Origin of the sequence: Mycobacterium sp. IS-2888 (assembly GCF_001954215.1) — a bacterium.
Taxonomy (GTDB): Bacteria; Actinomycetota; Actinomycetes; order Mycobacteriales; family Mycobacteriaceae; genus Mycobacterium.
The window spans coordinates 1-25124 of record NZ_MBET01000047.1 but is presented as its reverse complement, the minus strand read 5'-3'; the positions used below and the strand labels follow the sequence as shown (position 1 = coordinate 25124).

Sequence of the window (25124 nt, the reverse complement as noted above, 5' to 3'; positions counted from 1 at the left end):
CTGTTGTGGACTCAAAACACGTCTGTAGGGGCCGGAAGGGCAGGCAGAGAGACAGTGGCGCTCGTCGTACAAAAGTACGGCGGATCCTCGGTGGCCGACGCCGACCGGATCCGTCGCGTCGCCGAACGCATCGTCGAGACCAAGAAACAAGGCAACGACGTCGTCGTGGTGGTCTCCGCGATGGGCGACACCACCGACGATCTGCTGGACCTGGCTCAGCAGGTGTGCCCCGTCCCGCCGCCCCGGGAACTAGACATGCTCCTGACGGCCGGTGAGCGCATCTCCAATGCGCTGGTGGCCATGGCCATCGAATCGCTGGGCGCGCACGCCCGGTCGTTCACCGGATCGCAGGCCGGCGTCATCACCACTGGCACCCACGGCAACGCGAAGATCATCGACGTCACACCGACGCGGCTGCAGTCGGCGCTCGACGAAGGCCGGATCGTTTTGGTCGCCGGGTTTCAGGGAGTCAGCCAGGACACCCGCGACGTCACCACGCTCGGCCGTGGCGGTTCGGACACCACGGCCGTCGCATTGGCCGCCGCGCTGGGCGCCGACGTCTGCGAGATCTACACCGACGTCGACGGCATCTTCAGCGCGGACCCGCGGATCGTGCACAAGGCCCGCAAGCTCGACACGGTGACGTTCGAGGAGATGCTCGAGCTGGCCGCCTGCGGGGCCAAGGTCTTGATGCTGCGTTGCGTGGAATACGCACGCCGCTACAACATTCCGGTGCATGTCCGGTCGTCGTACTCGGACAAAGAAGGCACCGTCGTCGTCGGATCGATCAAGGACATAGCCATGGAAGACCCCATCCTGACCGGAGTCGCGCACGACCGCAGCGAGGCCAAGGTGACCGTCGTCGGCATACCCGACATCCCCGGGTATGCGGCCCGGGTGTTCCGGGCCGTCGCCGACGCCGACGTGAACATCGACATGGTGCTGCAGAACGTCTCCAAGATCGAGGACGGCAAGACCGACATCACCTTCACCTGCTCCCGCGACAGCGGCCCGACGGCGGTGGCGAAGCTGGACGCGCTCCAGGAGGAGATCGGCTTTTCCCAGCTCCTCTACGACGACCACATCGGCAAGGTATCGCTGATCGGGGCGGGCATGCGCAGCCACCCGGGAGTGACGGCGACCTTCTGTGAGGCGCTGGCTCAGGTTGGCGTGAACATCGAGCTGATTTCGACGTCCGAGATCCGGATCTCGGTGCTGTGCCGCGACACGGAACTGGACAAGGCCGTCGTGGCGTTGCATGAGGCGTTCGGGCTGGGCGGCGACGAGGAGGCACGGGTGTACGCGGGGACGGGCCGCTGATGGTCGCGCTCGGTGTTGTGGGTGCCACCGGTCAGGTGGGCCAGGTGATGCGCAGGCTGCTCGACGAGCGGGATTTCCCCGCGACGTCGGTGCGGTTCTTCGCGTCGTCCCGCTCGCAGGGGCGCAAGCTGCCCTTCCGCGGCCAGGAGATCGAGGTCGAGGACGCCGCGACGGCCGACCCGAGCGGCCTGGACATCGCGCTGTTCTCCGCCGGAAAGACGATGTCGCTGGTGCAGGCGCCGCGATTCGCCGCCGCCGGGGTCACGGTCATCGACAACTCGTCGGCGTGGCGCAAGGATCCCGACGTGCCGCTGGTCGTGTCGGAGGTCAACTTCGCCCGCGACGCCGCCAACCGGCCCAAGGGCATCATCGCCAACCCGAACTGCACCACCATGGCCGCGATGCCCGTGCTCAAGGTGCTGCACGACGAGGCCCAGCTGGTGCGCCTGGTGGTCTCGAGCTACCAGGCGGTGTCGGGCAGCGGGTTGGCCGGCGTCGAGGAGCTGGCGACCCAGGCGCGCGCGGTCGTCGGCGACGCCGAGGAACTGGTGCACGACGGCGGCGCGATCGAGTTCCCGGCGCCCAAAACGTACGTCGCGCCCATCGCGTTCAACGTGGTGCCGCTGGCGGGATCGTTGGTGGACGACGGATCCGGGGAGACCGACGAGGACCAGAAGCTGCGCCACGAGAGCCGCAAGATCCTGGGCATTCCCGACCTGCTGGTCAGCGGTACCTGCGTGCGGGTTCCGGTGTTCACCGGGCACTCGCTGTCGATCAACGCCGAATTCGCGCGGCCGCTGCCGCCGGAGCGCGCGCGAGACCTGCTCGCCGGCGCCCCGGGCGTGAAGCTGGTCGATGTCCCGACGCCGCTGGCCGCAGCAGGCGTCGACGAATCGCTGGTCGGCCGGATCCGCCAGGACCCCGGCGTACCGGAGGGGCGGGGCCTCGCGTTGTTCGTCTCGGGTGACAATCTGCGCAAGGGTGCGGCGCTGAACACCATCCAGATCGCCGAGCTGCTGGCCGCCGAACTATAGTTCCCGGGTGAGTTCGGCCCGGGTCGCCCTGCTAAGCGTTTTGTGTTTGGTTGCGCCCCAGCCTGTTTGGCTTGCACACGCCGATCCGCCGGCGCCCGAGCCCGAGCCGGTGCTGCAGCCGCTGGCCCCGGGTCAGGTGCTGCGCATCGGCCCGACGGCCGGCACCGGAACCCCCACCCGCGACTACGGCATCGGCGCCACCGATCTGTGCGATTTCGTCGCGTTCCCCACCGAGCTGCTGCAGGTGTGCGGCGACAGCTTCGCGGGCCAGGGTGTCGGCTTCGGTGGCTGGTACTCGCCGGTCGCGCTGCACGTCGACACCGCGTCGGTCGACGATCCCGCGGGCGTCCGCTACACCGGCGTCACCGGAATCAACGCGCCGCTGCTGGCCGACCCGACGCCGCCCGGGGACTCCCAGCTGCCCGCCGGAGTGGTGGAGATCAACCGCCGCAACTACCTGATGGTGACCACGACCAAGGATCTGGAGCCGCAGAACTCCCGGCTGGTGGCGGCCGCGCCGGCGCGCGCCGGATGGCAGACGGTCCCTGGCTCGCGGCGCGTCGCCTCGTACCAGGGCGGCTCACAGACGCAGATCAGCGGGTACTACGACCCGGTCCCCACCCCGGATTCGCCGAGCGGGTGGGTGTACATCGTCGCCAACAGCTTCACCCGCAGACAGCCGGTGGTGCTGTACCGGGCCACGCCGCAGACGTTCACCGACCGGTCCCGGTGGCAGGGCTGGGCCGCGGGGCCCGACGGCGGGTGGAACAAGCCGCCGACACCGCTGTGGCCCGACCAGGTGGGCGAGATGTGCATCAGGCAGATCGACGGCAAGGCGGTGCTGTCGTATTTCAACTCCGGTAACGGCAACATGGAGGTCCGCGTGGCCAACGACCCGACGTCGCTGGGCACCGCGCCGGTGACGACGGTGGTGCAGCACGACGAGTGGCCCGAGCCGGCGGAAAGCCTGCCGCCCCCGTACGACAACCGGCTCGCGCAACCGTATGGCGGATACATCTCGCCGGGTTCCACCCTGGACGAGCTTCGAATTTTCGTCAGCCAATGGGACACGCGAGCGCGGGTGAGCGCGCCGTACCGCGTGATTCAGTTCGCGGTGAACCCGTTCAAACCGGAGTGAGCTCAGAAGTTATTGCAGGTGTCGAAAGCCGTTTTAAGAATCGGTATCAACGGCTGATTGTCTGGGTTGCTCACCGTCAGCTGCGCCAACCGCTGGCGTTCAGCGGGCGCCGCGGCGAGGAACCGCCGCAAACCGGCCTGCATCTGCGGCGATGAGTTCAACATCGAGACATACTGTGGATCTTGCGCGTTCAACGCCGCGGCGACCTGCTGGTAATTGCAGGTGGTGTTGACGGCCGAACCCAGATCGGGATCTGCGGACGCGACCCCGGCGGTCAACGAAAGTGCCAGGCTGCCAACCGCTATCCCCAGTCCGGTCAAAAACAGCTTGATCATGTGGACTCCCTCCCTCCAACTGATCGCATCAACACTAATCGGCTCGCGTCATTGGGTGGCGGAAATCGTCGCTACATTGTCCTTGCTGTCATTCCGCCCGCCGGGCGAGCATCGATACATGGATAGAAGCCAGCGCGCCGCCGCCGTCCAGTTAGACGCCGTGCCCGCCGACGTCGGCGCCAACCTCGCCGCCGTCGAGCGGCTCGTCGACGAGGCCGCCGCCGCCGGCGCAACCGTGATCGCCCTGCCGGAGTTCTTCACCACCGGCATCGGCTTTCTGCCGGAACTCGCCGATGCCGCCCTGCCACCGGATGGCGAGGCCACCGAACTGCTGCTGGGCCTGGCCCGGCGCCATGGCGCGATGATCGGCGGGTCATTCTTGGCCAGGGACACCGACGGGCACGTACGCAACGCCTACGTGCTGGTCACCCCGGAAGGGGTAGCCGGTCGCCACGACAAGGACTTGCCCACCATGTGGGAGAACTCGTTTTACATCGGCGGCCACGACGACGGCGTTATCCCGGCCGGCGAGCTCACCGTAGGTGCCGCCGTGTGCTGGGAGCTCATGCGCACGCAGACGGTACACCGGCTCCGCGGGCGCATCGACCTGGCGATGACGGGGTCGGGCTGGTGGTCGGTTCCCCGCTGGCACCCGTCGGCCATGTTCCGCCGCATGGAAACCCGCAACGCGGCAACCGCGCAGCGAGCGGCCGAGTCCTTCGCCGGGTACGTCGGCGCGCCGGTGCTCCACGCTGCGCACGCCGGCGCACTGCGATGCCGGATGCCGTGGCTGCCAATCGATTACAGCGGCCGATTCGAAGGTGGAACCATGATCGTCGCCGCCGATGGTGCGGTGCTGGCTTCCCGCACCGCCGACGAGGGCGCGGGCGTCGTCGTCGCCGATGTCCTGATCGGCCGTCGCGCACCGAAAGCGCAACCGCCGAAAGGCTTTTGGCTGCATCGCCGGGGAGTCCTGCCGGCCATAACGTGGAACTACCAGCGGCTGCACGGCAGGCGCTACTACCGCCGTCATGTGGCGCACAGGGGTGGTTTCCGCCATTCACCAGCAGAAACAGGTTTCGCCTCATAGCTGCTACTTAACTAACGCATAGCCGCAACCACTGTTTACCCCCGCATCATGTGTCTCATGAGTGAAACACCTGAAACCCCCACTGTGCGGAGTTCTACCGCAACTGCACCGGCGGCGGCCACAGAGCCGGCCCTCTACCGGACCCCCCGGGTCTTCATCGCGGCGGCCTGGGTCGCCATCGTCGCCGGGATCGTGTTCATCGTCTCGGTCATCTTCTTCACGGGGATGGCGCTGGGGCATCACGGCGGTTACCACCACCATCACCACAAGCACCACGCGATAATGCACCGATTCGGCCCCGGCGGTCCGGGCGGCGGCCCCGGCGCGAACGCTCCAGGTGCACCGGCACCGGGCGCCGTGACGCCCGGCGCTCCCGGCCCCAGCCAGGTTCCGTCGTCGGTCGCTCCGTCGCGGACGCCGTAGGGGAGAGTTCCACACCATCCACGTGCTCACGGGGTGATAGGAGGATCCCGGCGGGCCGTTAACTGAACACCAAGTAGCCCGGCGCTCGCTCGAGCGCCGGGCTACCCGTCGTCACGGGCAGAGGGCAGGATCGAGGCATGAGCGAAACACCTGAACCGTCAACTCAGCCGACGTCCGCCCCGGCGCCTCCGCCGCCACCCGCAAGGGTCAAGCCCCCCGCGCTCTATGTGGCCGCGGCGTGGGTGGTGATCGTCGCCGGGATCGTTTTCATCCTCGCCACCGTGTTTTTCGCCGGCGCGATGGTCGTTGGGTACAACCATCACTGCCGTTACCACCACGGGATGATGTACGGCCCCGGAGGACCCGGCGGCCCCGGTGGCCCGCCGTGGGGCGGGCCGTGGGGATATGGCCCGGGTGCCTCGAGCGGTCCCGGCCAGTCGCCGACGACGAGTGCGCCAGCGCCGGCCCCGAACACGCAAGGTACTCCGCGGCCCTGATATCTGGGGTGCAACGACATTCGCCTGCTGGGCAACGGTCCTGGCATGATCGAGACCCATGACCATTGAAGTCGTTTACACCACGGAATCCACTGCGACCGGCGGCGGCCGCGACGGCCACGTGAAGTCCGACGACGGGCGGATCGACCTGGAAACCCGGCCGCCGAAGGCGATGGGCGGCAGCGGCGAAGGCACCAATCCCGAGCAGTTGTTCGCCGCCGGGTATGCGGCCTGCTTCCTGGGCGCGCTGCGCCTGGTCGCCGGCAAATCAAAAGTCACGCTGGACGACGCCACCAGCGTCAGCATCGAAATCGGCTTCGGTAAGGATTCCGCGGGCGGATTCGGGCTGACGGGCAAGATCGTCGGCCACCTGCAGGGTGTGGAACAAAGCGTCGCCGACGATTTGGTCGAGCAGGCGCATCAGGTATGCCCGTACTCCAAGGCCACCCGCGGCAACGTCGACGTCGACGTCTCCGCGAAGGTCTAGCCGGGCCATTGGATCGGAGAATGCGGATCTGCGCCGCGGTCGCGACGATCGCCGTGACCGTGGGCGGCGCGTCGGCGGTCCCCGTCGCGAGCGCCCACCCGTCGGAACCCGGGGTGGTCTCCTACGCGGTACTCGGCAAGGGGTCGGTCGGCAATATCGTCGGCGGGCCGATGGGCTGGGAATCGGTCTTCACCCAGCCGTTCCAGGGATATTGGGTCGACGTCGCGGAATGCAACAACTGGGCCGACGTCGGATTGCCCGAGGTCTACAGCGACCCCGACCTGGCGTCGTTCAACGGGGCCACCACGCAGACGTCGGCCAACGACCAGACCCACTTGGTCCGGCAGGCGGTCGGGGTGTTCGCGACCAACGACGCCGCGTCCCGGGCTTTCCATCGCGTGGTGGATCGAACCGTCGGTTGCTCGGGACAGACCACCGCCATGCATTTGGACAACGGCTCCACCCAGGTGTGGTCGTTCGACGGCGGGCCGGCGACCGGCACCGACGCCAACTGGACCAAGCAGGAAGCGGGCACCGATCGGCGTTGCTTCGATCAAACCCGGCTGCGCGAAAACGTGTTGCTGCAGGCGAAGGTCTGCCAATCTGGCAACGGCGGGCCCGCCGTCAACGTGCTGGCCGGAGCCATGCAGAACGCGCTGGGTCAGTAAACGGGTCGGGAATATGTCGGAGCGATCTGGAAGATGAAGTGACGGTGGCTATCGTCCCGATAGCCGCGAACATGGCGCTCGGCAATCCGTGGCCGGGCGCGGAGGGATCGTGATATGACGTTCGCCGCCACTTCCGCCGCGCTCGAAGCCGAGATGGCCAGTTCCACGGCAGCCGCGCAATACATCGCCGAGGGCTGTCTGGCGGATGCGCCCCTCGGGCCCGTCGGGCTGGAAATGGAAGGACACTGCCACGACCCGGCCGATCCCTTCCGGCGGCCGAGCTGGGCCGAAATCACCGACGTCATCGAGCGGTTGCCCACCCTGCCGGGCGGCAGCAGGGTCACCGTGGAACCGGGCGGCGCGGTCGAACTGTCCGGCCCGCCCGTCGACGGCGTGCTCGCGGCCCTCGACGCGATGCGCCGCGACCAGGCCGTGCTTCGGCCGGCCTTCGCCGACGCCGGGCTGGGCCTGGTATTCCTCGGGACGGATCCGCTGCGGCCGCCCGAGCGCATCAATCCCGGCACCCGTTACCGCGCCATGGAAGAGTTCTTCGCCGCCAGCGAATCCGGATCCGCGGGCGCGGCGATGATGACATCCACCGCGTCGATTCAGGTCAATCTGGACGCCGGGCCCAAGGATGGATGGGCGGCCCGTGTGCGGCTGGCGCATGCCCTGGGGCCGACGATGATCGCGATCGCCGCCAATTCGCCGATGCTGGGCGGCGAGTTCACCGGTTGGGTCTCGACCCGGCAGCGTGTGTGGGGCCAGATGGACTCGGCTCGCTGTGGGCCGATCCTGGGTGCCAGCGGCGACGACCCCGGCATCGACTGGGCGCGCTACGCGCTGAAGGCGCCCGTGATGCTCGTGCACACGCCGGAGGCGGTGCCGGTCACGAGCTGGGTCCCCTTCGCCGACTGGGTGGACGGCCGAGTGTTGCTGGGCGATCGCCGCCCCACCATCGCCGACCTGGAATACCACCTGACCACGCTGTTTCCGCCGGTCCGCCCCAGGCGGTGGCTGGAAATCCGCTACCTCGACAGCGTGCCGGACGCCTTCTGGCCCGCGGTCGTGTTCACCCTGGTGACCCTGCTCGATAACCCGGTCGCCGCCGACATCGCGGCCGAGGCCGTCGAACCGGTTGCCACCGCCTGGGACACCGCGGCCCAGGCCGGCCTGCGCGACCGGCGCCTGTACGAGGCGGCCAATCGGTGCGTGGCCGCCGCCGCCGAGCAGGCTCCCCCTGAGCTGACCGACGCGATGGCGCGGTTGATTCGCTGTGTCGAGCGGGGCCGATGTCCCGGGGACGACTTCTCCGACCAGGTGATCGAGCACGGCATCGCGGCCGAGGTCTCGCGGGCCGCGAAAGCGCAAGGGGGCCCGTGACTTCCCGGGAGAGGCTTGCCGACGATCTGACCCGGGCGCGGACCCGGACGTTGCGGCTGACCGATTTCGACGACGCCGAGCTGTGCCGCCAGTACGACCCGTTGATGAGCCCACTGGTGTGGGACCTGGCGCACATCGGTCAGCAAGAAGAGCTGTGGCTGTTGCGCGGCGGGGACCCGCGCCGGCCGGGGATGCTGCCGCCCGCGGTCGAGGGCCTCTATGACGCGTTCGAGCACTCCCGCGCCAGCCGCGTCGACCTGCCGCTGCTGTCCCCGGAGCAGGCCCGATCCTATTGCCGCACAGTGCGATCCGCCGCGCTGGACGCGCTGGATGCCCTGCCCGACGACCCCGCCGGCGAGCGTGCCGCCTTCACGTACGGGATGGTGGTCAGCCACGAAAATCAGCACGACGAAACCATGCTGCAGGCCCTGAACCTACGCACCGGCGCGCCGCTGCTGCCCGACACGTCCACCCTGCCCGCGGGTCGGCCGGGGCTGGCCGGGACGTCGGTGCTGATTCCCGCCGGACCGTTCGTGCAGGGCGTGGACGCCGCGACCGAGCCCTACTCGCTGGACAACGAACGTCCCGCCCACGTCGTCGACGTGCCGGCATTCAGGATCGGCCGGGTCCCGGTCACCAACGGCGAATGGCAGCACTTCATCGACGACGGCGGCTACCACCAGCCGCGCTGGTGGTCGGCGCGCGGTTGGCAGCACCGCCAGGGCGCGGGCCTGACCGGGCCGCAATTCTGGAGCTCCGATGCGCGAACGCGCACCCGATTCGGCCGCGTCGAAGAGATACCCGCCGACGAGCCGGTGCAGCACGTCACCTTTTTCGAGGCCGAGGCCTACGCGGCGTGGGCCGGGGCGCGGTTGCCCACCGAGACGGAATGGGAGAAGGCGTGCGCGTGGGATCCCGCGGCCGGGACGCGGCGTCGCTACCCGTGGGGCGAGCAGGATCCGTCGGACGCGCTCGCCAACCTGGGTGGCACGGCGCTGCGTCCCGCACCCGTCGGCGCATATCCGGGCGGCGCGTCGGCATACGGGGTCGAGCAGCTGCTGGGCGATGTGTGGGAGTGGACCAGTTCTCCGCTGCGGCCCTGGCCGGGATTCGTCCCGATGATCTACGAGCGGTATTCCCAGCCATTCTTCGACGGCGACTACCGGGTGCTGCGGGGTGGGTCTTGGGCGGTGGAGCCGTCCATCCTGCGGCCCAGCTTCCGCAACTGGGATCACCCGTTCCGCCGCCAGATCTTCTCCGGCGTCCGGCTGGCCTGGGATGCCCCCGACGCGGGAGGCTCCGGCTGATGTGCCGCCACCTCGGCTGGCTCGGGGCCGACGTCACCGTCTCCTCGCTGGTGCTGGAACCGCCGTCCGGGCTGCGGGTGCAGTCCTATGCCCCGCGCCGGCAAAAGTACGGCCTGATGAACGCCGACGGTTGGGGCGTCGGGTTTTTCGACCAAGACGTGGCTCGGCGCTGGCGCAGCGCGGCGCCGCTGTGGGGTGACGCATCGTTCGAGTCGGTCGCGCCGGTACTGCGCAGCCACTGCGTGGTGGCCGCCGTCCGCTCGGCGACCGTCGGCATGCCGATCGAAGCCAGCGCGACCGCGCCGTTCAGCAACGGACGCTGGCTGTTGTCGCACAACGGGGTGGTCGACCGCACCGTGTTGCCGCTGACGTCGTCGGCCGAATCCGTCTGTGACAGCGCGATACTCGCGGCCGCCATCTTCGAGCGCGGGCTCGACGCGCTGGGCGACACCATCGCCGAGATCGGCACGGCGGACCCCCTCGCGCGACTGAACATATTGGCCGCCAACGGGTCTCGCCTGCTCGCCACCGCCTGGGGTGACACGCTGTGCATCCTGCGCCGCGCCGACGGTGTGGTGCTGGCCAGCGAGCCGTATGACGACGACTCCGACTGGGAGGACGTGCCGGACCGCCACCTGGTCGAAGTCACCGCGAAGGGTGTCACGATGACGCCGCTGGACCACCCGCCGAAAGGATCTCGATGACGTTGTCGCTGTCCAATCACCTCGCCGCCGACTCGGCGCATCACGCGCTGCGCCGCGATGTGCTCGACGGCCTGCGGCGCACACCGAAATCGCTGCCGCCCAAGTGGTTTTACGATTCGGTGGGCAGTGAGCTGTTCGACCAGATCACCCGGTTGCCCGAGTACTACCCGACGCGCGCCGAGGCCGAGATCCTGCGCGCCCGGTCCGCCGAAATCGCGGTGGCCAGCGAGGCCGACACTTTGGTCGAACTGGGCAGTGGCACGTCGGAGAAGACCCGGCTGCTGCTGGACGCGCTGCATGGCCGCGGGTCGTTGCGCCGGTTCGTGCCGTTCGACGTCGACGCCGGCGTCCTCTCCGCCGCAGCGACCGCCATCCAGAGCGAGTACGCGGGCGTCGAGATCAAAGCCGTCTGCGGCGATTTCGAGGAACATCTGACCGAGATTCCCGGCGGGGGCCGCCGCCTGTTCGTCTTCCTCGGCTCGACGATCGGCAACCTCACGCCCGGACCGCGTGCGGAGTTCCTCGCGGCCCTGTCGGCGGTGATGCGGCCCGGGGACAGCCTGCTGCTCGGCACCGACCTGGTCAAGGACACCGGCAGGCTGGTGCGCGCGTACGACGACGCGGCCGGGGTGACCGCGGCCTTCAATCGCAACGTGCTGGCGGTGATCAATCGCGAACTCGACGCCGATTTCGACGTCGCGGCATACCGGCACGTGGCCCGCTGGAACGCGGGCGAGGAACGCATCGAGATGTGGCTGCGGGCCGATCACGAGCAGCGGGTGCGCGTCGGTGCGCTGGAGCTGACCGTCGACTTCGCGGCCGGCGAGGAAATGCTCACCGAGGTGTCGTGCAAGTTCCACCCGGACGGGGTGAACACCGAATTGGCTACCGCGGGACTGCGTCGCATCCGCTGGTGGACCGACGCCGCCGGTGATTTCGGGTTGTCGTTAGCCGTCAAGTGAGCGATTCACTGGCCGACCGATGGCGGGAGGCCCGCCCGCCGATGGCTGGGTTACACCTGGACAGTGCGGCCTGTTCGCGCCAGAGTCTCGCGGTCATCGATGCGACCGCGCAGCACGCGCGCTACGAGGCCGAAGTCGGCGGGTATGTCGCCGCCGAGGCCGCGACGCCCGCGCTCGATGCCGGGCGCGCCGCGTTCGCCGCGCTGAGCGGGATGCCCGACGCCGAGGTGGTGTACACCACCGGCTCGCTGAACGCGCTGGATCTGCTGCTCGGTGGCTGGCCCGCGGATCGTCGGACGGTCGCCTGCCTGCCCGGCGAATACGGCCCCAACCTCGCCTTGATGGAGATCCACGGCTTCGAGCGACGGCTGCTGCCGACCCTGGACGACGGCCGGGTGGCACTCGACGACGCGGCGTTGGCCCTCGAGGACAACCCGCCCGATTTCGTCCACCTGACCACGGTGGCCAGCCATCGCGGGGTAGTCCAGCCGGCGGCGATGGTTGCGAAGCTGTGCGCCGAATTGGGCCTGCCGTTGGTCGTGGACGCCGCCCAGGCGCTGGGCCACGTGGACACCGCGGTGGGCGCCGACGTCACGTATTCCTCGTCGCGCAAGTGGATCGCCGGGCCGCGGGGTGTGGGTGCGCTCGCCGTGCGCCGCGACCTGATGGAGCGGTTGCGTCCGAGGCTGGCCGCGCCCGAGTGGGCCGTGAAGTCGGGGTCGCCGACGGTGGCCCAGCAGCTGGAATTCGGCGAGGCCAATGTCGCTGCGCGCGTGGGGTTTTCGGTGGCCCTGGGGGAACATCTGGCCTGCGGTGCCGAGGCGGTGCGGGCCCGGCTGGCCGAGTTGGGCGCGCTCAGCCGCAGCGTGTTGGCCGACGTGCCCGGGTGGGCGGTGATCGAGGAGGTCGAAGAGCCCAGCGCGATCACCACTTTGGCCCCGGTCGGCGGCGGCGACGCAGCGGCCGTGCGCGAATGGTTGCTGCGCGAACGGCGCATCCTGACCACCTACGCCGGGGTCCAGCGGGCGCCCCTGGAACTGACCGGGCCGGTGCTGCGGATCTCGCCGCACGCCGACACCACGGCCGACGACCTCGGTGCCTTCGCCGAGGCACTGCGGGCCGCGACCGCGGCTTTGTCTGCTTGAGGCCTAGCCGGCCTTGTGCGCCGTGAGCAGGTAGGCGGGAAACTTCATCCGGCCCTTTTCGTCGCGGTCGTGCGGCGGGAATTCGAACGGTGCGTCGGGGATCTGGGGAACTTTCGCGTGGATATAGGCGGGCCGAATGTCGTCGATCTCCCAGTAATTGCTCACCGCGGCGCGCAACTCGTCCTCGTCGACCTCGTTCGGCTTCGGTTCCATCTCGGCGGGGAACGCGCCCTTGGCGAACACCAGCACGTAGTAGCTGGCACCCGGGGCCGCCGCGCGGTGCACCGAGCTCAGGTAGCCGTCGCGGCCCTCGACCGGCAGCGAGTGAAACAGCGTGCTGTCCACGACCGTGTTGAACCGGCCGTCGTAGCCGGAGAACGAGGTGATGTCGGCCTGCACGAAGCTGGCCGTGCTCAAGCCGCGTTCTTCGGCCGCCTTGGTCGCCGCCGCGATGGCGGTGGGGGTTAGGTCGACGCCGACCACGGTGTAGCCCTCGGCGGCCAGCGCCAGCGACAGCTCCGCGAACCCGCAGCCCGCGTCCAGCACGTCGCTGCGGAACTTGCCGGCCGCCAGCAGCGCCGCCAGTTCGGGCTGCGGCTCACCGATATTCCACGGCGGCGGGCCCTGGAACTGGCCCTGCTCGCGGTATGCACTGTCCCAGTCCAAGATGTCAGAACACATGACCCCAACGTACGCGCGCCTACGACGGCCAGGTGTGCACCGGCTCGTTGGCGTGCATGTGTTCGCAGTAGCGGCGCAGCATCTCGGCCAGCGCCGCGGGCCGCGTCATCCCGCCGTCCTGCAGCGCCCGCACCGTGGCCACCTGCCAGCTGGCGCCGTTGCGTCCGCTCGCGGCGCGGCCCTCGATGACACCGAGGAACCGGTCGCGCGCCTCGGCGGCGACACCCCACCGCCGCAGCCCCTCGTCGGCCATCGGAAGCAGCGTGTTCAACACCAATTCCGGCGCCGTCACGTGGTCCAGGCCCGGCCAGTGCAGGCGGGCGGCAATGCCGTTGCGGGCCGCCTCGACGAAATTGGCATGCGCCGCAGCGAAACTCATTTTCGTCCAAAGTGGGTCGTCGGCTTCGGACAAGACGCGCAGCATGCCGTAGTAGAAGGCCGAGTTCGCCAGCATGTCGATGACGGACGGACCGGCCGGCAACACCCGATTCTCCAGCCGCACATGCGGGCGTCCGTCGACGACGTCGTACACCGGGCGATTCCACCGGTACACGGTGCCGTTGTGCAGGCGCAATTCCGATAGCGCGGGAATGCGTCCGGCGGCCAGCTCGGCGGCCGGATCCTCGTCGGACAGCTCGGGCAGCAGGGACGGGAAGTAGCTGATGTTCTCCTTGAACAGGTCGAGGATCGACGTGATCCAGCGTTCGCCGAACCACACGCGCGGCCGCACTCCCTGGGTGGTGAGTTCCTCGGTGCGGGTATCGGTGGACTGCGTGAACACTTCGATACGGGTCTCCGACCACAGTTGGTGGCCGAAGAAGTAGGGCGAATTCGCGCCCAGGGCCAGCTGCGGGCCGGCCAGCACCTGCGCGGCGTTCCAGTTGGCGGCGAAATCGCGCGGGGCCACCTGTAGATGCAATTGCATGCTGGTGCAAGCGGATTCGGGCGCGATGGTGGCGGTGTTCCAGCTCAACGGCTCTGGGCCGTCGATATCGATCTCGATGTCCTCGCCGCGAGCGCTGAAGATGGACTCGTTGAGGGCCGCGTATCGGGTCGACTCGCTCATCCAGCCCTCGTCGAGATGTTCGGGTCGCAGTGTCGGCAGGATGCCGATCATCACGATGTGTGCCCCGCTGGCGTTGGCCTTGGTCTCCGCGTCGTTGAGGCTGGCCCGCACCTCCGCCTCCAGGTCCAGGGCGGTGTGACCGGGCAGCGGGCGGGGCGGCACATTGAATTCGATGTTGTAGGCGCCCAATTCGGATTGGTAGGCCGGATCCGCGATGGCGTCCAGCACGTAGCGATTCGACATCGCGGGCTGGTAGTCGGCGTCGACGAGGTTGCACTCGATCTCCATGCCGGTGAGCGGCCGGTCGGCATCGAAGTGTGATTGCGAGAGCATGGTCTCGAAGACGTCCAGACACAACTGCACCTTGCGCCGGTATTCCCGCCGATGTGCGTGGTCATAGGTGGTGCGCTTGACCTCTTCGCCCACAATGCCGATGGAACATGTTTACCGGCGGCAACGCAAGTTTCCGGTCGGCGTGTGGGTAGACCATCATGGACGATGACACGAGGAGGAGAGCACTTGGCCGACTTCGTCGCCGCCATAGACCAGGGCACCACCAGCACCCGCTGCATGATCTTCGACCACGCCGGGACCGAGGTCGCCCGTCACCAGCTCGAGCACGAGCAGATCCTGCCGCGCGCGGGCTGGGTCGAGCACGACCCGGTCGAGATTTGGGAGCGCACGTCCTCGGTGCTGACGTCGGTGCTGAACCGAACCGATCTGGCGGCGAAAGACATTGCCGCCCTGGGAATCACGAACCAGCGCGAGACCACGCTGGTGTGGAATCGGCGCACCGGGCGGCCCTACTACAACGCGATCGTCTGGCAGGACACCCGCACCGACCGGATCGCGTCGGCGCTGGACCGCGATGGTCGCGGCGACGTGATCCGGCGCAAAGCGGGCCTGCCGCCGGCGACCTACTTCTCCGGTGGAAAGCTGCAATGGATCCTGGACAACGTCGACGGGGTGCGCGAGGCCGCCGAAAGCGGTGACGCGCTGTTCGGCACCGCCGACACCTGGGTGTTGTGGAATCTGACCGGCGGCCCGCGCGGCGGCGTGCACGTCACCGACGTCACCAACGCCAGCCGCACCATGCTGATGGATCTGGAAACGCTGGACTGGGACGACGAGCTGTTGTCGTTCTTCTCGATTCCGCGTGCGATGCTGCCGGCGATCGCGCCGTCGTCGTCGCCGGAACCGTACGGCGTCACCACCGATACCGGTCCCGTCGCCGGCGAGGTGCCGATTACCGGTGTCCTCGGCGACCAGCATGCCGCCATGGTCGGTCAGGTGTGCCTGGCCGCGGGGGAGGCGAAAAACACCTACGGCACGGGCAATTTCCTGCTGCTCAACACCGGCGAGACGATCGTTCGATCTCGCAACGGCCTGCTGACCACCGTCTGCTACCAGTTCGGAAATGCCAAACCCGTTTACGCGCTTGAAGGTTCGATTGCGGTGACGGGCTCGGCGGTGCAGTGGCTGCGCGACCAGTTGGGCATCATCAGCGGCGCGGCCCAGAGTGAGGCGCTGGCCCGTCAGGTCGCCGACAACGGCGGGGTGTATTTCGTGCCGGCGTTTTCCGGGCTGTTCGCCCCGTACTGGCGATCCGATGCCCGCGGCGCGATCGTCGGGCTGTCCCGGTTCAACACCAACGCGCACCTGGCCCGCGCGACCCTTGAGGCGATCTGCTACCAGAGTCGCGACGTGGTCGACGCGATGAAAGCCGATTCCGGTGTGCGCCTTGAGGTTTTGAAGGTCGACGGCGGTATCACCGGCAACGACCTGTGCATGCAGATTCAGGCGGACGTGCTGGGCGTGGACGTCGTGAGGCCGGTGGTCGCCGAGACCACCGCGCTCGGCGCGGCCTACGCCGCGGGTCTGGCCGTCGGGTTCTGGGCGGACCCGGGCGAGCTGCGCGCGAACTGGCACGAGGATAGGCGATGGTCGCCGGAGTGGAGCGACGACGAGCGCGCCGCCGGGTATGCCGGCTGGCGCAAGGCGGTGCAGCGGACCCTGGATTGGGTCGATGTGACCTGATCCAGGGTCCGCCGACCGTCAGTCCTCGCCGAGGATGCCGTAGATCTCCCGTCGCGCATTGTTGAGGATGTCGACGATGCGCTGCTGCTGGTCGGAAGAGGCGGTGTGCGCGGACTGCGCGACCGCCCCGAACAGCTGGCCTGCGGCTGTGCGCAGGTTGACGTGGCCCGGGTCGGCGCCCTTGGCGATCTCGTCCCACGGCGGGGTTTCGATCTTCTCGGCCGCCGCGCGGCCCTGGTCAGTCAGCTCGAAAAGCTTCTTGCTGCCGTCGGTTTCGGTCGCGGTGATCAAGCCTTCGTCGGCCAGTAGCTGCAGCGTCGGGTAGACGGAGCCCGGGCTGGGCTGCCAGATTCCGTCGCTGCGTTCGGCGATCTGCTGGATCATCTCGTAGCCGTGCATCGGCCGCTCGGCGAGCAGCACCAGGATGGCCGCCCGCACATCGCCGCGGCGTCCGCGGCCTGTACCGCCGCGACGCCATCCGCCGCGCCGGCCGCCGGGGCCGAAGCCGAAGCCGGGACCGAACCCGGGACCGAACCCGGGACCGAAGCCGGGACCGAATCCCGGCCCGAAGCCCTGGTTGCCGGCCTGGTCGCGAAGGTGTTCGCGGAATTCTCGCCGGGCCTGCCGCCTCGCCTCATGCAGGGCGCGCCGCTGAGCGGGAGCCGGGCCGGGGCCGAAACCGAAGCCCAGGCCGGGTCGAGCGCCGAATGGACCGTCGGGAGGGGTGAATGGATTGGTCATTGTGTAGTCCTTACGTCTGGTGGGTCGCGCACCGGTCGTGCGCTTCGGTAGATCACGATATATCGTAAACTAACGCGATGCAATGAGATATTCCAGGTTTGCGTCCGAACTCGACGGGTAGCACCTGTGGGATGGACGCAAATAACTCCAACGTGACGTTCGACAGCGCAACGCGGAGTGCAACGGGTCAGGCGCAGGGTGAAGCGCGTGGACGCCGCGTCTGGCCGTGGGTCAACTGGGCGTTGGCGCTGTCCACGGTGCCGGCGGCCGCGCTCGTGATGCTCTTCGCGCTGGGCGCCGTGATGAGTACCGACGGCTGCAGCGATCGCAGTTGTCCGAACCTGGGCCGCGGCGGGATCGACTTCGGTGTCGCGTTCTACGGCGCGCCCGTGGTGGCGTTCGTCGTGATCGCCGTCTCGGTCTTCACCGCCAAGCGCCGTGGCGGCATCGTCGTTCCGCTGGCCGGATGGGCGTTGCTGATCATCGACGTGATCTGGATGGCGTTTACCGTCTCCGGCTAGCGGCAATCAGCGAGGCGGCGAGAAGCCGCCGGCCTGCGGATCCTGCTGCGGCCAGGGAACGGCCGGCGGCGGGCCGGCCGGCGCGGGTGACCCGGTTGGCCACGGCGTCGGCCCGGCCGGCGGCGGCGTCGGCCCGGCCGGCGGCCACGGTCCTGGCGCCGGCATCGTGGGACGCAGCCGCGCCAGTTCGCGGCGGTGGCGTTCGGCAAGGACCGCGGCGAGCACCAGCTCCGGCGGTGCGCCGGGCGGGGGCGGCGGCGCGATGCGCGACACCACGTCCCCGGCGATCCGGTACGCCATCTGCTGGCGTAGTTGTCGATCGAGTTGCGGTGCGCGGGAAAGGAATTGGCGCGCAACCTCGGCTTGGCCGGCGGACAGCCCGGACAGCTGCAGCGACGTCGCCCACCACGCCAGCGCCGGGGGCATGGCCGGCGGCGGACTCGATCGTGGACCTCGCTCGCTCACCACGACCGTGCCGGCGAAGATGTCGCCGACGCGTTTGGCCTTCGGCGAGAGCATGCTGCAGATGACGGCGGGACTGCCGAGAAACATCCATATCTCCACCACCGCGGCCAGCGCGCGAAACACCACCTGGCGGAAGCGTTCTGGGCCACCGTCGTCGGACACCACCCGCAGGCCCATCACGATCTTGCCCACCGACCGTCCGCGCGTGGCGGTTTCGAAGGTCAACGGGTAACCGATCATCACCAGCACGGTGAAGATGATCAGGACGGCCGCGCTCAGCGCGCTGTCGAACTGCGTCAGGGTGGCGGCCCACAGCATCAGCCCGAGCAGGTAGAAGACGAACATCACCGTGATGTCGATCAGCGCGCCCACCGCCCGCACCGGCAGCTGGGCGATCTGGACGTCGAGGACCACCGCGTCCCCGGTCACCACCTCCGACATACCACCGAACGGTACAGGCGAATTAGGCTGCTCAGGGTGGACGTCGACGCATTCGTGCTGACCCATCGCGCGACCTGGGACCGACTGGACCAGTTGGTCAAGCGCCGCCGGTCGCTGACCGGCGCGGAAGTCGACGAACTGGTCGAGCTGTACCAGCGCGTGTCCACCCATCTGTCGATGCTGCGGTCGGTCAGCACCATCGGGTCGGATTCGCTGATGGTCGGCCGGCTCTCGAGCCTGATCGCGCGCGCCCGGTCCGCGGTGACGGGTGCCCACGCGCCGCTGAGCAGTGCGTTCATCCGGTTCTGGACGGTGTCGTTCCCGGTGGTGGCCTATCGCAGCTGGCGCTGGTGGCTGGGGACGGCGGCGGCATTCTTCGCCATGGTGCTGGTCATCGCGTTCTGGGTGGCGGGCAATCCCGAGGTGCAATCCGCGATCGGAACACCCACCGACATCGATCAACTGGTGAACCACGACGTCGCGTCGTATTACAGCGAGCACCCGGCCGCGGCGTTCGCCCTGCAGATCTGGGTGAACAACGCGTGGGTTGCGGCCCAGTGCATCGCGTCGGCCGTCGTGCTGGGGCTGCCGATTCCGGTCGTGTTGTTCGAGAACGCGGCCAACCTGGGACTGATCGCCGGCCTGATGTTCCACGCCGGTAAGGGCGGGATCCTGCTGGGTCTGCTTGCTCCGCACGGGCTGCTGGAGCTGACGGCGGTATTCCTGGCGGCCGGATCGGGGATGCGGCTGGGCTGGTCGGTGATATCGCCCGGGGATCGGCCCCGCGGCCAGGTCCTTGCCGAACAGGGCCGCGGGGTGGTGTCGGTCGCCGTGGGCCTGGTGGGTGTGCTGCTGGTTGCCGGGTTGATAGAGGCGTTGGTGACGCCGTCGCCGTTGCCGACGTTCGTCCGGGTCGGCATCGGAATCGTCGCCGAGGCGGCGTTCCTGTTTTACATCGTCTACTTCGGCCGTCGCGCCGTAAAGGCCGGCGAGACCGGCGATATCGACGACGCGCCCGATATCGTCCCGACCGCCTGATCGAGCCCGAAAGCCCAAGCCGAAAGTTAAAGCCGCCCCGTCGCTTTCATCGCCAGATAGTGGTCGGCCAGGGCGGGCGCCAGCTCCGTCGGAACGGCGTCGACCACGTCTACCCCGCCGTGGCGCAGCCGCGACGCGATGGCGCGGCGGTCGTTGCGGGAGCGCTCGGCGGCCGCCGCGTCGTACACCGCGGCGGGGTCGGAGCGGCCGGCGGCCATTTGGTCGACGCGCGGGTCGGCGCACGCGGCGATCATCACGTGGTGTTTGGAGGACAGCCGCGGCAGGATCGGCAGCAGACCCTCGTCCAGCGCGGTCGCGTTGAGGTCGGTCAGCAGGACCACCAGCGAGCGTCGTCGCGTGCGCCGTAAAATGGCGGCAACCATTGCGCGCCAATCGGATTCGACCAGCGTGGGCTGCAGCGGAGCCATCGCCTCGACCAGTTGGGCGAGCAGCTCGGTGCGCGACGCGCCGAATACGCCGGCCCGGCTCACCCGGTCGTGGGCGAGGAAGTCGACGTGGTCGCCGGCCCGCGACGCGAGCGCCGCCAGCAGCAGGGCCGCGTCCATCGACCAGTCCAGCCGGGGCCACCCGGCGGGATCGGCGGCCGTCGGGTCGACGCCGACGCGACCGGCCGCCATCCGCCCGGTGTCCAGCACGATCACCACCCGCCGGTCGCGTTCGGGGCGCCACGTGCGAACCATGACGTCGGCGCGGCGCGCGGTCGCACGCCAGTCGATCGAGCGGACGTCATCGCCGACGACATACTCGCGCAGCGAGTCGAATTCGGTTCCCTGCCCCCGGATCAGCGTCGGCAGCAGCCCGTCGATCTCCCGCAACTTGGCAAGCCGCGACGGTAGGTGCTTGCGGGACAGGAAGGGCGGCAGCACCCGTACCTGTCCCGGTACCGGCTGAGAGCGCTGGCGTCCGGCGAAGCCGAGCGGCCCGATCGAACGGGCCGTGACCACGGCCGCGCGCTGATCGCCGCGGCGAACCGGTCGCAGGACGCTGAGGACGTGCTGGCGCTGCCCGGCGGCGATGTCGACGGCGTGAATGCGTGGTTCGGCACGCGCGCTCGGTGGCCAGGCGTCGCGGATCTGGCCGCGGAAGCGCCGGCGGCCGTCGTTGTAGATGTCCAGGCTCGCGTCGACCTCCTGTCCGAGTCGCGCCGAACAGTCGGGGGACCGGGTGAAGCGCAATGCTCCGGGGCTGGCCGCCAGCGCGATATCGGCGGCGACGACTACCGCCAGCGCCACCAGCAGCGCCACGAAAGCCTTTGCCGGCCAAGGCGACAGCGCGATCGGCAGAACCAGGATCAGTGCCGCCAGGCCGGTCCGTCCGGTCAGGATCACTAGCGGGGCACCGGAACCGACGCCAGGATCCCTTCGAGCACGCCGTCGGGGGTGGCGCCTTCGAGCTCCGCCTCGGGGCGCAGCATCACCCGGTGCCGCAGCGTCGGGCGCGCCATGGCCTTCACGTCGTCGGGCGTGACGTAGTTGCGGCCGGACAGCCACGCCCAGGATCGGGCCGTGCCCAGTACCGCCGTCGCCCCGCGTGGTGACACGCCCAGCTGCAAGGCCGGTGAGGAGCGGGTGGCCGCGACGATGTCGACGATGTAGCCCAACACCTCGTCGGCGACCAGCACCTGCTGGACCGCTTCCCGGCCGGCCGCCAGTTCGGCGGTGCCGGCAACCGGCTTGATATCCGACAGATCGCGCGGATCGAAGCCGTGCGCGTGCCGGGCGAGGATGGCGATCTCGGAATCACGCTGCGGCAGCGTCACATTCAGTTTGAGGAGGAAGCGGTCCAGTTGCGCTTCGGGCAATTGATAGGTGCCCTCATATTCGATCGGGTTCTGTGTCGCGGCGACGATGAACGGGTCGGGCAGCGGTTTGGCTTCACCCTCCACGCTGACCTGACGCTCTTCCATCGCCTCGAGCAGCGCGGCCTGGGTTTTCGGTGGGGTGCGGTTGATCTCGTCGGCCAGCAGCAGGTTGGTGAACACCGGGCCCGGCCGGAATTCGAACGCGGCGGTGCGCGCGTCGTACACCAGTGAACCGGTAACGTCGCCGGGCATCAGGTCGGGGGTGAACTGCACCCGCTTGAATTCCAGCTGCAGTGCGGCGGCCAACGCCCGGACCAGCAGCGTCTTCGCCACTCCCGGAACGCCTTCCAGCAGCACATGGCCGCGACACAGCAGCGCGATCACGAGGCCGCTGACGACTCCTTCCTGCCCGACGACGGCCTTGGCCAGCTCGGTTCGTAACGCCAGCAACGCATTTCGCGCGGACTCGGCGACGGGGGTCTGTGGTGGGGACGATTGTGTCACGAGTGTGCGACCAGCCTTTCGATTTCGTCGAGCGCTCGGGCAAGTTGTAGGAGGTCATTGTCGGTGGCCGGCGGCGGGCCGAACAGGTGGTAGGCAACGAATCCCGCGTCGGCCCCGCTGCGCTCGGCCACGGTCGTCACCACCGCCGGCGGCGCCGCGCCCGCGCCCAGGCCGAGCCGCGGCACCAGCCGCTGCAATGTGGCGGTGCGCAACGCTTCGGCGGCGCGGTCGCGGGCCCGACGGGACCGGTAGAGCCGGCCGCGGCCCTCCACGGTCTCCGACGCCCGCACCACGACCGGTAATGCCTCGGCCACCAGCGGACCCGGCCGGCGGCCCTTCCACAGCGCAACCAGCAGCACGACCACGCACAGCTGCCAGACGATCCAGGTGACGTTTTCCGGGATCATGTCGTAAATCGATGCGGGGGAGGATGTTTCGCCCTCGACGCGATGCGGCGCGTACCAGATGACCCGGGGCCGGGCGCCGGCGAGGTTCATCGCCAGCGCCGCATTGCCCGCCTGCAACAGGCCGCGGTTGGTCATGAAATCGCTGCTGCCGACGGCCGTCACGGTCCGCCCGTGGTCCCGGAACCGGATCAGTATCCCGCCGTAGCAGCGGGTCATCGTGCGCCCGTCCTTGGCCTCGTAGGTGACGCTCGGGCCGAAGCGCACCGCTCCGGCCCGAGTGGCCTCGCGCAGCGAGCAATCGGGGTTGCTGTCGAAGTTGCTGGTGGGCTTGATGCCCACGCCCGGCATCAGAGCCTCGCGGGTTCGTGCCGTGGGCTCCACCAAGAGGAGATCTCCGGGGGCCTTCGCCAGGCGGTCCAGCAAGGCGTCGTCGGTCAGATACTGGCTCTGCGCCACCACGATCAGCGTGTTGGGGCGCGCCGCCCGCTCGACGTCGGCGATGCTGTTGGCCGCGATGACCTCGACGCCGCCGTCGCGCAGCAGCGTGACCAGCGCGTGCGCACCGTCGGTCCCGGTCGAAGCGGGATCCATCGGGGTGCCGGGCCGCGGTTCGGTCAGGTAGGCGCCGATCCCGGCGATGACGGTGAGCACCACCAGGGTGAGCAGCACCCAGGCCCATACGCGCCATCGCGCCGCCGGACGCTTCTCGATAGTGGCCGTCATCGGACCTGCGCCCATGATTCGGCGGCGACATGGTGCGCCGTCGTCGAGGCAGCGGCCGGCCCTCGCGAGCGGAGGTGGTCGTCGAGGTCTGCGATCATTTGGTAAGCGGCCTGGGTACCGGGCCGCTCACCGTAGGTGACGTCATTGAATGCCGTTGCCGCCTCGGACAATTCACCCGCCAGATGAGGCAACGCCGCGCCGGCGTCCCGCGCCAGTTCGTTGGCGGTGCGGCCGGGAGCCGGGTTGAGGACGCCGGTCTCCTCGAGCTGGCGGGCGACGGCACGCAACCGGTGCCGAATCGCCGCGGTCCAATTCCCTTCCGCCGCATAGCTTTCTGCGGTCGCGCGATGCTGGGCGGCGGTGAGCTGGGCGGCTTCGAAGAGCTGGTGGTCGCCGCCGCGTCTGGTGCGCATGGTGCGCCGGGCGATGCGGATGCCGACCACCACCGCGATCCCCAGCAGGATCAGCAGCACCATGGTGGTGAACCAGCCGCCCGGTATCGAGGCGGTCTTTTGCAACAGCCGGTAGATCTGTTCGTTGAGCCACTCGACGAATTGCTGTGTCGCGGAAGCCTTCGCGTAGATCGGCTTGCCCAGTTCTGTCTGGGCCGCCAGGTGGGCGCCATCGCGGTCGATGTCGATGGAAGGCACTGTCAGCTCGTCCTCGCTCGGCCCCTACGCGGGCCGGGTCAGCCACAGGTTGTCGGTGGACGCGGTCGCGTAGGGCCCGCCGGCGGCGCCGGTCTGCAGCACCAGGTCGAACGCTTCGGCACGCATGCGGCGGTCGGTGTAGAGCAGGACGATGACTCCTGCGTTGAAGGGTGCGGTGACAATCTCACCGATTGCCGCCCCGACGGAGGCGATCGAGGTGCTGATGAGCAGCGCCGAAATAGACGTGTCCCCGGCAAACATGATCTGGCCCACGATGCTGAACGGCGTGGCCATCGCGTTGGCGATGACGGATGCCACGATGAACGTCAGGGTCCGAATGCCCAGCACCCTCCAGAAACCATTGCGAACCAGCGCAAAGGAGCGGGTGATCGCGTTCATGACCGGCAGCCGCTCCAGCACGATGAGCACGGGCGCGAATAGCACCACCGTGTAGAGGTACACCAACACCGCGATCAGGCCGAGCAGCAGCGGGAAGGCCAGCAACACCGCCAGGGCGCCGTTGCCGATCGCCGAGGCCACGGCGAGTATCACCGCGACCAACCCCGCAAGGGCCACCACCACGGCGGCTTCGAGCAGCGCCAGGCCGAGCAGGGGCAGCAGCCGGCCGCGAATCTTGGCCCACGTTTCGCCGATGGTGATCGTCGAACCGAACACCGCCCGCCCGACGATGACGGTGAGCATTCCGGACAGCATCATGCTGCCGAGCCAGGTGACCAGCAGGCTGCCCGACATCGACGCCAGCCACGCGCCCACGACGCCTAAGGACAGCTCGTCCGGCTTGTCCGTGTTGAGCCGGCCGTAGGCGGCCAACGGTCCGAAGAAGGCGATCCGCGTGATGATCTGCATGACCACGACCACCAGTGCGGTCAATCCCAGCGTCGCCTTCGGGTTGGTGCGGATGTAGCCGACGGCGCCGTTGAAGATGTCGCTCAGCGACAACGGGCGCAGCGGGATGATCCCGGGCTTAAGCGGCACCTGGCCCGGCGGGGACTGGCCATAGCCCGGCCAGGCACCGAAGCCCGGTGGCGCGCCGTACCCGGGCGGCGGGCCGTACCCCGGTGGCGGCCCGTATCCGGGTGGCGGCCCGTACCCCGGTGGCGGCCCGTACCCCGGTGGCGGCCCGTACCCGGGCGGGGGGCCGTACGCGGGGGGCGGCCCATAAGGACCATAAGGCGGCGGCGCAGCGTAGGGCGGCGGGGCGCCATAGCCGGGGGGCGCGCCGTCGTAGGTCATGGCCTCCATCCTGTCGGCGGTCGCGGCATTTCACAATCAGAAACGGGCTCCCGGCGCGTAGCGTCGCACGCATGGCGGAACTGAAATCCCGGCTCCGGGCCGACCTGACCCAGGCGATGAAGACCCAGGACAAGCTGCGGACCGCGACGCTGCGCATGGTGCTGGCGGCGATCCAGACTGAGGAAGTCTCCGGCAAGCAGGCCCGCGAACTCTCCGACGAGGAAATCCTCAAGGTGCTGGCCAGGGAATCGCGGAAGCGTGGCGAGTCGGCCGTTCTGGGT

The 25124-nt window shown here is 69.0% G+C and carries 27 protein-coding genes; 17 read left to right on the top strand and 10 right to left on the bottom strand.

Features of this window, described 5'->3' with window-relative positions; all coding sequences use genetic code 11:
- The first annotated feature begins 54 nt into the window (after positions 1-54).
- Genes A5745_RS07495 through A5745_RS07485 form a run of 3 tightly spaced genes read left to right on the top strand, consistent with a single transcriptional unit; the run spans position 55 to position 3492 of the window.
- A complete protein-coding gene (locus tag A5745_RS07495) occupies positions 55-1320 on the top strand; it encodes an aspartate kinase (RefSeq protein WP_076115624.1) in 1266 nt (421 codons plus the stop codon).
- Positions 1320-2354, top strand: coding sequence for an aspartate-semialdehyde dehydrogenase (locus A5745_RS07490; RefSeq protein WP_076115623.1), 1035 nt, complete (start codon positions 1320-1322; stop codon positions 2352-2354). The genes A5745_RS07495 and A5745_RS07490 overlap by 1 nt, the downstream gene beginning before the upstream one ends.
- Before the next feature lie 7 nt (positions 2355-2361).
- On the top strand, positions 2362-3492 hold the full coding sequence (locus A5745_RS07485) for a DUF4185 domain-containing protein (RefSeq protein WP_076059493.1): 1131 nt from the start codon (positions 2362-2364) through the stop codon (positions 3490-3492).
- A gap of 2 nt (positions 3493-3494) precedes the next feature.
- Here the strand turns inward: A5745_RS07485 and A5745_RS07480 are convergent, their stop codons facing one another.
- Positions 3495-3827, bottom strand: coding sequence for a hemophore-related protein (locus A5745_RS07480; RefSeq protein WP_076059494.1), 333 nt, complete (start codon positions 3825-3827; stop codon positions 3495-3497).
- Between the two features lie 118 nt (positions 3828-3945).
- Here A5745_RS07480 and A5745_RS07475 point away from each other — a divergent pair, with 118 nt between their 5' ends.
- From A5745_RS07475 to egtE, 10 genes are all read left to right on the top strand, one after another.
- Positions 3946-4917: a carbon-nitrogen hydrolase family protein gene (locus A5745_RS07475; protein ID WP_076115622.1), complete on the top strand. Its 972-nt coding sequence runs from the start codon at positions 3946-3948 to the stop codon at positions 4915-4917.
- Between the two features lie 57 nt (positions 4918-4974).
- Complete coding sequence (locus tag A5745_RS07470; RefSeq protein ID WP_076115621.1) at positions 4975-5340, top strand: hypothetical protein; 366 nt, start codon at positions 4975-4977, stop codon at positions 5338-5340.
- A 137-nt stretch (positions 5341-5477) separates the two neighbouring features.
- Complete coding sequence (locus A5745_RS07465) at positions 5478-5837, top strand: hypothetical protein (RefSeq protein WP_076115620.1); 360 nt, start codon at positions 5478-5480, stop codon at positions 5835-5837.
- Positions 5838-5895: 58 nt separating this feature from the next.
- The gene (locus A5745_RS07460; protein WP_076115619.1) at positions 5896-6324 is read left to right on the top strand and encodes an organic hydroperoxide resistance protein; all 429 of its coding nucleotides are present in this window, start codon (positions 5896-5898) and stop codon (positions 6322-6324) included.
- 20 nt (positions 6325-6344) lie between these two features.
- Positions 6345-6992, top strand: a complete 648-nt coding sequence (locus A5745_RS07455; RefSeq protein WP_076115618.1) for a sensor domain-containing protein — start codon at positions 6345-6347, stop codon at positions 6990-6992.
- 114 nt (positions 6993-7106) lie between these two features.
- The gene (gene egtA, locus A5745_RS07450) at positions 7107-8375 is read left to right on the top strand and encodes an ergothioneine biosynthesis glutamate--cysteine ligase EgtA (protein WP_076059505.1); all 1269 of its coding nucleotides are present in this window, start codon (positions 7107-7109) and stop codon (positions 8373-8375) included.
- Positions 8372-9682 (top strand): ergothioneine biosynthesis protein EgtB, encoded by a 1311-nt coding sequence (gene egtB / locus A5745_RS07445; protein WP_076115617.1) that lies wholly within the window; start codon positions 8372-8374, stop codon positions 9680-9682. The genes egtA and egtB overlap by 4 nt, the downstream gene beginning before the upstream one ends.
- Entirely contained in the window at positions 9682-10386 is a 705-nt protein-coding gene (gene egtC / locus A5745_RS07440) for an ergothioneine biosynthesis protein EgtC (protein WP_076115616.1), read from the top strand. Before egtB ends, egtC begins: the two co-directional genes overlap by 1 nt.
- Complete coding sequence (gene egtD, locus A5745_RS07435; protein WP_076115615.1) at positions 10383-11348, top strand: L-histidine N(alpha)-methyltransferase; 966 nt, start codon at positions 10383-10385, stop codon at positions 11346-11348. Before egtC ends, egtD begins: the two co-directional genes overlap by 4 nt.
- Entirely contained in the window at positions 11345-12493 is a 1149-nt protein-coding gene (gene egtE, locus A5745_RS07430; protein WP_076115614.1) for an ergothioneine biosynthesis PLP-dependent enzyme EgtE, read from the top strand. The genes egtD and egtE overlap by 4 nt, the downstream gene beginning before the upstream one ends.
- A gap of 3 nt (positions 12494-12496) precedes the next feature.
- On the opposite strand, the gene A5745_RS07425 is transcribed toward egtE, so the two are convergent.
- Together A5745_RS07425 and A5745_RS07420 are read right to left on the bottom strand one after the other, a co-directional pair.
- On the bottom strand, positions 12497-13174 hold the full coding sequence (locus A5745_RS07425; RefSeq protein WP_076115613.1) for a class I SAM-dependent methyltransferase: 678 nt from the start codon (positions 13172-13174) through the stop codon (positions 12497-12499).
- A 19-nt stretch (positions 13175-13193) separates the two neighbouring features.
- The gene (locus A5745_RS07420; RefSeq protein ID WP_076115612.1) at positions 13194-14666 is read right to left on the bottom strand and encodes a glutamate--cysteine ligase; all 1473 of its coding nucleotides are present in this window, start codon (positions 14664-14666) and stop codon (positions 13194-13196) included.
- A gap of 72 nt (positions 14667-14738) precedes the next feature.
- Between A5745_RS07420 and glpK the strand changes: the two genes are divergently transcribed.
- The gene (gene glpK, locus A5745_RS07415; protein ID WP_076115611.1) at positions 14739-16277 is read left to right on the top strand and encodes a glycerol kinase GlpK; all 1539 of its coding nucleotides are present in this window, start codon (positions 14739-14741) and stop codon (positions 16275-16277) included.
- A gap of 18 nt (positions 16278-16295) precedes the next feature.
- Here the strand turns inward: glpK and A5745_RS07410 are convergent, their stop codons facing one another.
- Entirely contained in the window at positions 16296-17018 is a 723-nt protein-coding gene (locus A5745_RS07410) for a PadR family transcriptional regulator (protein ID WP_076115610.1), read from the bottom strand.
- Positions 17019-17149: 131 nt separating this feature from the next.
- Between A5745_RS07410 and A5745_RS07405 the strand changes: the two genes are divergently transcribed.
- Positions 17150-17539 carry a hypothetical protein gene (locus A5745_RS07405; protein ID WP_076059520.1) on the top strand — a complete coding sequence of 130 codons (390 nt, stop codon included), beginning with the start codon at positions 17150-17152 and terminating at the stop codon, positions 17537-17539.
- A gap of 6 nt (positions 17540-17545) precedes the next feature.
- On the opposite strand, the gene A5745_RS07400 is transcribed toward A5745_RS07405, so the two are convergent.
- The gene (locus tag A5745_RS07400; RefSeq protein ID WP_076115609.1) at positions 17546-18445 is read right to left on the bottom strand and encodes an RDD family protein; all 900 of its coding nucleotides are present in this window, start codon (positions 18443-18445) and stop codon (positions 17546-17548) included.
- 36 nt (positions 18446-18481) lie between these two features.
- Here A5745_RS07400 and A5745_RS07395 point away from each other — a divergent pair, with 36 nt between their 5' ends.
- The gene (locus tag A5745_RS07395) at positions 18482-19483 is read left to right on the top strand and encodes a stage II sporulation protein M (RefSeq protein WP_076115608.1); all 1002 of its coding nucleotides are present in this window, start codon (positions 18482-18484) and stop codon (positions 19481-19483) included.
- Positions 19484-19509: 26 nt separating this feature from the next.
- Here the strand turns inward: A5745_RS07395 and A5745_RS07390 are convergent, their stop codons facing one another.
- The 5 genes from A5745_RS07390 to A5745_RS07370 are packed head-to-tail and all read right to left on the bottom strand — an operon-like array spanning position 19510 to position 24852.
- Positions 19510-20832: a DUF58 domain-containing protein gene (locus A5745_RS07390; protein WP_076115607.1), complete on the bottom strand. Its 1323-nt coding sequence runs from the start codon at positions 20830-20832 to the stop codon at positions 19510-19512.
- The gene (locus tag A5745_RS07385; protein ID WP_076059528.1) at positions 20832-21809 is read right to left on the bottom strand and encodes a MoxR family ATPase; all 978 of its coding nucleotides are present in this window, start codon (positions 21807-21809) and stop codon (positions 20832-20834) included. Before A5745_RS07385 ends, A5745_RS07390 begins: the two co-directional genes overlap by 1 nt.
- Positions 21806-22954 (bottom strand): DUF4350 domain-containing protein, encoded by a 1149-nt coding sequence (locus A5745_RS07380; protein WP_076059530.1) that lies wholly within the window; start codon positions 22952-22954, stop codon positions 21806-21808. The genes A5745_RS07385 and A5745_RS07380 overlap by 4 nt, the downstream gene beginning before the upstream one ends.
- Positions 22936-23589, bottom strand: coding sequence for a DUF4129 domain-containing protein (locus A5745_RS07375; protein ID WP_076115606.1), 654 nt, complete (start codon positions 23587-23589; stop codon positions 22936-22938). The genes A5745_RS07380 and A5745_RS07375 overlap by 19 nt, the downstream gene beginning before the upstream one ends.
- A gap of 24 nt (positions 23590-23613) precedes the next feature.
- Positions 23614-24852 carry a hypothetical protein gene (locus A5745_RS07370; RefSeq protein WP_175879782.1) on the bottom strand — a complete coding sequence of 413 codons (1239 nt, stop codon included), beginning with the start codon at positions 24850-24852 and terminating at the stop codon, positions 23614-23616.
- 62 nt (positions 24853-24914) lie between these two features.
- Between A5745_RS07370 and A5745_RS07365 the strand changes: the two genes are divergently transcribed.
- The coding region (locus A5745_RS07365; RefSeq protein WP_175879781.1) for a GatB/YqeY domain-containing protein at positions 24915-25124 on the top strand (210 nt) is incomplete at its 3' end.